A 6,677-nucleotide genomic window follows, 5' to 3' on the forward strand; every position below is an offset into this window, starting at 1 on the left:
CGACTGAGGAGTACGGATATGCCGCTGAACCGCCGGAAGTTCCTGGGTACGTCTGCTGTCACGGGTGTGGGGGTGGCGCTGACGGGCGCGGCGGTCGCGCCGGCCGCGGAGGCGAGCGGGTCCCGGCGGGGCGGGCGGCACCCGAAGCGGTACGCGTTCACCGTGCTCGGCACGACGGACCTGCACGGGAACGTCTTCAACTGGGACTACTTCACGGACAAGGAGTTCGACGACAAGGACCACAACGACGTGGGCCTGGCGAAGATCTCCACGCTGGTGGACGAGGTGCGCGAGCGGAAGGGCCGCCGCAACACGCTGCTGATCGACGCGGGCGACACGATCCAGGGCACGCAGTTGTCGTACTACTACGCCAAGGTCGACCCGATCACCGCGCAGCACGGTCCGGTGCATCCGATGGCGCAGGCGATGAACGCGATCGGCTACGACGCGGCGGCGCTCGGCAACCACGAGTTCAACTACGGCATCCCGGTGCTGCGCCGGTTCGAGGAGCAGTGCGACTTCCCGCTGCTCGGGGCGAACGCGCTGGACGCGAAGACGCAGAGGCCGGCGTTCGCGCCGTACGTGATGAAGCGGCTGCGCACGCCGCACGGCCCGGACGTGAAGGTGGCGGTGCTCGGCCTGACGAATCCGGGGATCGCGATCTGGGACAAGGCGAACGTGCAGGGCAGGATGACGTTCCCCGGTCTTGAGGAGCAGGCGGCGAAGTGGGTGCCGAGGCTGCGCTCGATGGGTGCGGACGTGGTGATCGTGTCGGCGCACTCGGGGTCCAGCGGCACGTCGTCGTACGGGGACCAGCTGCCGTACGTGGAGAACGCGGCGGCGCTGGTGGCGGAGCAGGTGCCGGGGATCGACGCGATCCTGGTGGGGCACGCGCACACGGAGATTCCCGAGTACTTCGTGGAGAACAGGCGGACCGGCAAGAAGGTCGTGCTGTCGGAGCCGCTGAAGTGGGGGCAGCGGCTGACGCTGTTCGACTTCGACCTGGTGTGGGCGAAGGGCCGCTGGACGGTGGAGAAGGTCGGCGCGCAGGTCCTCAACTCCAACACGGCGGCGGAGGACCGGAAGATCACCCGGCTGCTCGCGGACGAGCACCGCAAGGTCGTCGCGTACGTCAACCAGGTGATCGGCACCTCGACGGCGGCGATGAGCACGGCCGAGGGCCCGTACAAGGACGTCCCGATCATCGATCTGATCAACCTGGTGCAGCAGGAGACGGTGACGGCGGCGCTGAAGGGCGGCGCGTACGCGGCGCTGCCGGTGCTCTCGCAGGCGTCGTGCTTCTCCCGGACGGCGCAGATCCCGGCCGGTGACGTGACGATCCGGGACGCGGCGGGCCTGTATCCGTTCGAGAACACGCTGGAGGCGCGGCTGCTCACGGGGGCGCAGCTGAAGGAGTACCTGGAGTTCTCGGCGCGGTACTACGTGCGGACGGCGGCGGGCGGTCCGGTGGACCCGGCGAAGCTGACGAACGCCGACAACATCCCGGACTACAACTACGACGCGGTGCGGGGCGTGACGTACGAGGTGGACATCGCCCGGCCGGTGGGGTCGCGGATCGTGAAGCTGGCGTTCGAGGGCAAGGACATCGATCCGAAGGCGGAGTTCGTGCTGGCGGTGAACAACTACCGGGCGAGCGGCGGCGGCAACTTCCCGCACGTGGCGGGCGCGAAGCAGCTGTGGGCGAACTCGGAGGAGATCCGGAACACGATCATCGGCTGGGTGCAGGCGAAGGGCGCGGTCGACCCGGGGCAGTTCGCGTCGGTGGGCTGGAAGCTGACCCGGGACGGCACGCCGGTGTTCTAGGGGTGGCTCGGCGATGTCCGCGGGCCTGCGGACATCGCCGAGGACGGCCGCTAGGCCTTCAGTGCGGCCAGGTCGACGGAGTCGGCGAGGGCCTGGGCGCCCGCGTCGTTGACGTGCAGGCCGTCGCCGCTGTCGTGGGCGTCGCGGATCCGGTCGGGGTCGGCGGGGTCCGCGACGGCGGCGGCGAAGTCGGCGAGGGAGTCGAAGGGGCTGTCGGGGCCGCGCAGCCAGGCGTTGACCTCGCGGGCGACGGCGAGGCCCGCGGGGGTGGCGTAGCCCTCGACGTCGGTGTCCTTGTAGGGGCCGACGGTGGTGGCGACGGCGCTGAGTCCGGCGTCGTGGATGCGGTCGGCGAGGGTGGTGAGGCCGGTGATGAGGTCGGCGGCGGTGGGGCCGGGGGCGGGCTCGGGGTAGGCCTCCTGGCCGGGGATGCCGAGGTCGTTGAGGCCGAAGTGGATCAGGACGTGGGTGGCGCCGGGGACGTCGAGGGCGTCCCGGCGCAGCCGGCCCAGGGCGTGTTCGCCGACCTCGTCGGTGAGCAGCCGGTTGGCGGACAGGCCCTGGTTGACGACCCAGCCGCGGTGTCCGGCGGCGCGCAGGCGTTCGTTGAGCAGGTCGGGGAAGCGCCGGTCGGTGTCGGGGGTGGTGCCGGTGCCCTCGAACCAGGAGTCGCCGAAGGCGACGGCGACGGGGGTGCCGGTGGGGGCGAGGACGTCGGCGCCGCTGATGAAGTGGCGGGTGACGAGCTCCTCCAGGCCGTCGGTGGCCGCCAGGGTGGGGGCGGTCAGGGCGTTGCCGGGGACGGCGTAGCCGGTGCGCAGGGGGACGGCGGAGTGGGTGGAGGGGCCGGTGGCGTCGGGCAGCCAGAGGGTGAGGGCGAGTTCGTCGCCGGCGCGCACGTTCCGCTCGATGGGGTCGCTGAGGACTTCTTCGCCGGCCGGGACGGTGAAGTCGTCGGCGCCGCCGACGCGGACCGGGGTGTCGCTGCCCGGTTCGATGCCGCTGCCTTCGGTGCGTCTGGCGAGGCGGGCGCCCCCGATGTGCAGGGGTTGTTTGCCGTAGCGGTTGGTGAGGCGGATGCGCAGGGCGCTGCCGCCGCCGTCGAGGCGGATGATCTGGCGGACGGTCTGGGCGGCGAAGGAGCGGCGTTCGAAGATCTCGATGTCTTCGTGGGAGCTGAGGACGGCGGAGCGGAAGGCGGCGGTCCAGGAGGCCGTGGAGTCGGTGGTCATGATCGGCTGAACAGGGCGCGGAGCGCGGCTATTTCGTGTTCCGGCGTTTTCCCGCGAAGGAATATTCGGGGGCGTGGCGGCGCTTGGGGGCGGACAATTCCCCCTGTGGACATGGATGAGTCCCCCGTGGGCGGGGCACTGGCGAGGGCCCTCGGCCCGGTCCTGCGCGATCTGTCGGCGACGTGCGCGGTGCGGGCGGCGGTGACCGTGGCGAAGGACTTCGTGTCGCCCGGTGCGGATGTGGTGATGGTGTGCGCGCCCGACGGCTCGGGCCGGGGCGTGTCGGTGGCGGAGCACTGCGGCGCGGCGGAGCAGGTGGCGGACGTCGCGGATCAGGTGCAGGAGTGGGTGGTCGAGGAGTTGTGCGCGCTGCTGCGGCCCGCGGTGTGGCCCGAGTGCCCCGCGCACCCCGGCACGCATCCGCTGGCGGCCGGGGTGGAGCGGGGGGTCGCGGTGTGGTCGTGTCCGCGGTCGGGCCGGGTGGTGGCGCCGGTGGGCGGTCTCGGGCCGGCCGCGGTCAGCCCTTGAGGCGTACGAGGTTGCCGCGCTGTTCGCCGATGCGGCCCGCGGTGCCGGGGTGCCGGGCCGGGGTCTGGAGGCCGAAGCTGGTGAAGGCGGTGCGCTGCGGCAGGGGGTAGGGGTCGCGGCCGGTGAGGGAGTTGAGGATGGTGGCGCTGCGCCAGGCGGCGAGGCCGAGGTCGGGGGCGCCGACGCCGTGGGTGTGGCGTTCGGCGTTCTGCACGTAGACCGAGCCGGTGACGGACGGGTCGAGGAGGAGGCGGTACTGCTCGTCGATGCGGGGCCGGGCGGAGGAGTCCTTGCGGATGTAGGGGTCGAGGCCCGCGAGGAGCTGGTCGAGGGGGCGTTCGCGGTAGCCGGTGGCGAGGACGACGGCGTCGGTGGTGAGGCGGGAGCGGGTGCCCTGTTGCAGGTGTTCGAGGTGGAGTTCGACACGGGTGTTGGCGACGCGGCCCGCGGTGCGCACGGAGACGCCGGGGGTGAGGACGGCGTCGGGCCAGCCGCCGTCGAGGGTGCGCCGGTAGAGCTCGTCGTGGATGGCGGCGATGGTGTCGGCGTCGATGCCCTTGTGGAGCTGCCACTGGTGGGGGACGAGGCCGTCGCGGACGGCTTCGGGCAGGGCGTGGAAGTAGCGGGTGTAGTCGGGGGTGAAGTGTTCCAGGCCGAGTTTGGAGTACTCCATGGGCGCGAAGGCCTCGGTGCGGGCGAGCCAGTGGATCTTCTCGCGGCCGGCGGGGCGGGCGCGGAGCAGGTCGAGGAAGATCTCGGCGCCGGACTGTCCCGAGCCGATGACGGTGACGTGTTCGGCGTCGCGCAGCAGGTCGCGGTGGTCGAGGTAGTCCGCGGAGTGGATGACGGGGACGACGGGGGCCTCGACGAGGGGTTTGAGGGGTTCGGGGAGGTAGGGGGCGGTGCCGATGCCGAGGACGATGTTGCGGGTGTAGGTGCGGCCGAGCGCCTCGGCTTCGCCGTCGCTGTCGAGCTGGGTGAAGTCGACCTCGAACAGGGCGCGTTCGGGGTTCCAGCGGACGGCGTCGATCTGGTGGCCGAAGTGGAGTGCGGGGAGGTTCTCGCTGACCCAGCGGCAGTAGGCGTCGTATTCGGCGCGCTGGATGTGGAAGCGCTCGGCGAAGTAGAAGGGGAAGAGGCGTTCGCGGGTCTTGAGGTAGCTGAGGAAGGACCAGGGGCTCGCCGGGTCGGCGAGGGTCACGAGGTCGGCGAGGAAGGGCACTTGGAGGGTGGCGCCGTCGATGAGCAGGCCGGGGTGCCAGTGGAAGCCGGGGCGCTGTTCGTAGAAGACGGTGTCGAGTCCGTCGAGGGGGTGGGCGAGGGCGGCCAGGGAGAGGTTGAAGGGGCCGATGCCGATGCCGACCAGGTCCCGGGGGTCCTCGGGGGTGGTGAACGGCTGGGGTTCGGGGTGGTCGGGGGTGCCGGTCATCGGGGGGAGGTTCCTTCCACGTGGTGGTGCGGGGCGGCTCCGGTGGTGGGTGCCGTGTGGGGCTCGTCGGCGAGCTTGAGGAGCGCGGCGAGGTCTCCGGGCCGGGTGTGCGGGTTGAGGAGGGTGGCCTTGAGCCATCGGCGGCCGTCGAGGTCGGCGCGGCCGAGGACGGCGGTGCCGTCGGTGAGGAGGCGTCGGCGCAGGTCCGCGATGTGGTCGTCGGTGGCGTCGGTGGGGCGGAAGAGGACGGTGCTGATGGCGGGGGTGTCGTAGAGCTCGAAGGCGGGGTGGGCGTCGACCAGGGCGGCGAACGCGTGGGCCTGGTCGCAGACGTGGTCGACGAGTTCGCCGAGTCCGGTGCGGCCGAGGGCCTTGAGGGTGACGGCGATCTTGAGGATGTCGGGGCGGCGGGTGGTGCGCAGGGAGCGGCCGAGGAGGTCGGGCAGGCCGGCGTCGGTGTCGTCGTCGGCGTTGAGGTAGTCGGCGCGGTGGTCGAGGGCGTGCAGGTCGTGCGGGTCGCGGACGGCGAGGAGGCCGGCCGCGGCGGGCTGCCAGCCGAGTTTGTGCAGGTCCAGGGTGACGGTGTCGGCGCGGTCGAGGCCGTGCAGGTGGGTCCGGCGGGTGGCGCTGAACAGGAGTCCGCCGCCGTAGGCCGCGTCGACGTGGAGGCGGGCGCCGTGGGCGGCGCAGAGGTCGGCGATCTCGTCGAGGGGGTCGATGAGGCCGGCGTCGGTGGTGCCCGCGGTGGCGGCGACGAGGAAGGTTCCGGGCGGGCCGCCGAGCGCGGTGAGGGCGTCGTCGAGGGCGGCGGGGTCGAGGGTGCCCGCGGGGGCGGGGACGACGACGGGTTCGGGCAGGCCGAGGAGCCAGGCGGCGCGGGTCAGGGAGTGGTGGGCGTTCGCGCCGACGAGGAGGCGGACGGGGCCGCGGGTGGCGCGGGCCTCGCGGGCGAGGAGCAGGGCGAGCTGGTTGGCCTCGGTGCCGCCGGTGGTGACGAGGGCGTCGCCCGCGGGGTGGATCTCGGCGGCGAGGGCGCGGGTGACGAGCGCTTCGAGCTCGGTGGCGGCGGGTGCCTGGTCCCAGGAGTCCATGGAGGGGTTAAGGGCGGAGGCGGCGAGGTCGGCGGCGGCCGCGACGGCGAGCGGCGGGCAGTGCAGGTGCGCGGCGCACAGCGGGTCGGCGGGGTCGGCGGCGCCCGCGGCGAGGGTGTGGACGAGGGTGCGCAGCGCGGTGTCGGGGCCGGTGCCGTGCTCGGGCAGGATCGGCTCGGTGGCGGCGCGGACGCGGGCGGCGACGGCTTCGGGGCCGCCCGCGGGCAGGGGGCCGCGGCGGGCGGCCGCCCCCGAGCGCAGGGCGTCGAGGGCGGTGGCGAGCAACGGCCCGAGGGCATCGGGGCCTTGGGCGCCCCCGGCGAGGGGCGGCGGGGTGCTCATGGGGCGTGTCCTTCGGGTGCGCTCGTACGGGGCACCAGCCTGTAGGGCGCGTGGTCGGTGCGCCCGGATACCCCAACGATCCGAACCCGAAAGTGGTACTGCCGTGCGGAGGAAACGTGTCGGTGCGGGCGGGGGTGCTAGGGGGCGTCTCTCCGATCTTCGTGGACAGGCCGCGGCGTCTGGTGCGGTGCATCGCCGTGCGGCCGGGCCGCCCTCGTACTGGTGGTACGA

At 73.0% G+C, this 6,677-nt stretch carries 5 protein-coding genes; 2 read left to right on the forward strand and 3 right to left on the reverse strand.

The annotated features are described in order from the left end of the window. Nucleotides 1-18: 18 nt before the first annotated feature. Nucleotides 19-1,824 carry a bifunctional metallophosphatase/5'-nucleotidase gene (locus ACFYXE_RS33665; RefSeq protein WP_389319149.1) on the forward strand — a complete coding sequence of 602 codons (1,806 nt, stop codon included), beginning with the start codon at nt 19-21 and terminating at the stop codon, nt 1,822-1,824. Nucleotides 1,825-1,874: 50 nt separating this feature from the next. Here the strand turns inward: ACFYXE_RS33665 and ACFYXE_RS33670 are convergent, their stop codons facing one another. Then, nucleotides 1,875-3,056: a GDSL-type esterase/lipase family protein gene (locus ACFYXE_RS33670; RefSeq protein ID WP_389319151.1), complete on the reverse strand. Its 1,182-nt coding sequence runs from the start codon at nt 3,054-3,056 to the stop codon at nt 1,875-1,877. A gap of 111 nt (nt 3,057-3,167) precedes the next feature. Here ACFYXE_RS33670 and ACFYXE_RS33675 point away from each other — a divergent pair, with 111 nt between their 5' ends. Next, nucleotides 3,168-3,584, forward strand: a complete 417-nt coding sequence (locus ACFYXE_RS33675) for a hypothetical protein (RefSeq protein WP_389319153.1) — start codon at nt 3,168-3,170, stop codon at nt 3,582-3,584. Here ACFYXE_RS33675 and ACFYXE_RS33680 read toward each other — a convergent pair. After that, nucleotides 3,574-5,013 carry a lysine N(6)-hydroxylase/L-ornithine N(5)-oxygenase family protein gene (locus tag ACFYXE_RS33680; protein WP_389319155.1) on the reverse strand — a complete coding sequence of 480 codons (1,440 nt, stop codon included), beginning with the start codon at nt 5,011-5,013 and terminating at the stop codon, nt 3,574-3,576. The two genes, ACFYXE_RS33675 and ACFYXE_RS33680, sit on opposite strands and share 11 nt — an antisense overlap. Next, on the reverse strand, nt 5,010-6,446 hold the full coding sequence (locus ACFYXE_RS33685) for a pyridoxal phosphate-dependent decarboxylase family protein (protein ID WP_389319157.1): 1,437 nt from the start codon (nt 6,444-6,446) through the stop codon (nt 5,010-5,012). Before ACFYXE_RS33685 ends, ACFYXE_RS33680 begins: the two co-directional genes overlap by 4 nt. Nucleotides 6,447-6,677 lie beyond the last annotated feature (231 nt).

The organism is Streptomyces sp. NPDC002564, from assembly GCF_042889645.1.
GTDB lineage: Bacteria > Actinomycetota > Actinomycetes > Streptomycetales > Streptomycetaceae > Streptomyces.

Bases quoted from the DNA above. Each gene is read 5' to 3' on its own strand.
- ACFYXE_RS33680 (WP_389319155.1), bottom strand. From the start codon at position 5,013: ATGACCGGCACCCCCGACCACCCCGAACCCCAGCCGTTCACCACCCCC.
- ACFYXE_RS33670 (WP_389319151.1), bottom strand. From the start codon at position 3,056: ATGACCACCGACTCCACGGCCTCCTGGACCGCCGCCTTCCGCTCCGCC.
- ACFYXE_RS33675 (WP_389319153.1), top strand. From the start codon at position 3,168: ATGGATGAGTCCCCCGTGGGCGGGGCACTGGCGAGGGCCCTCGGCCCG.
- ACFYXE_RS33685 (WP_389319157.1), bottom strand. From the start codon at position 6,446: ATGAGCACCCCGCCGCCCCTCGCCGGGGGCGCCCAAGGCCCCGATGCC.
- ACFYXE_RS33665 (WP_389319149.1), top strand. From the start codon at position 19: ATGCCGCTGAACCGCCGGAAGTTCCTGGGTACGTCTGCTGTCACGGGT.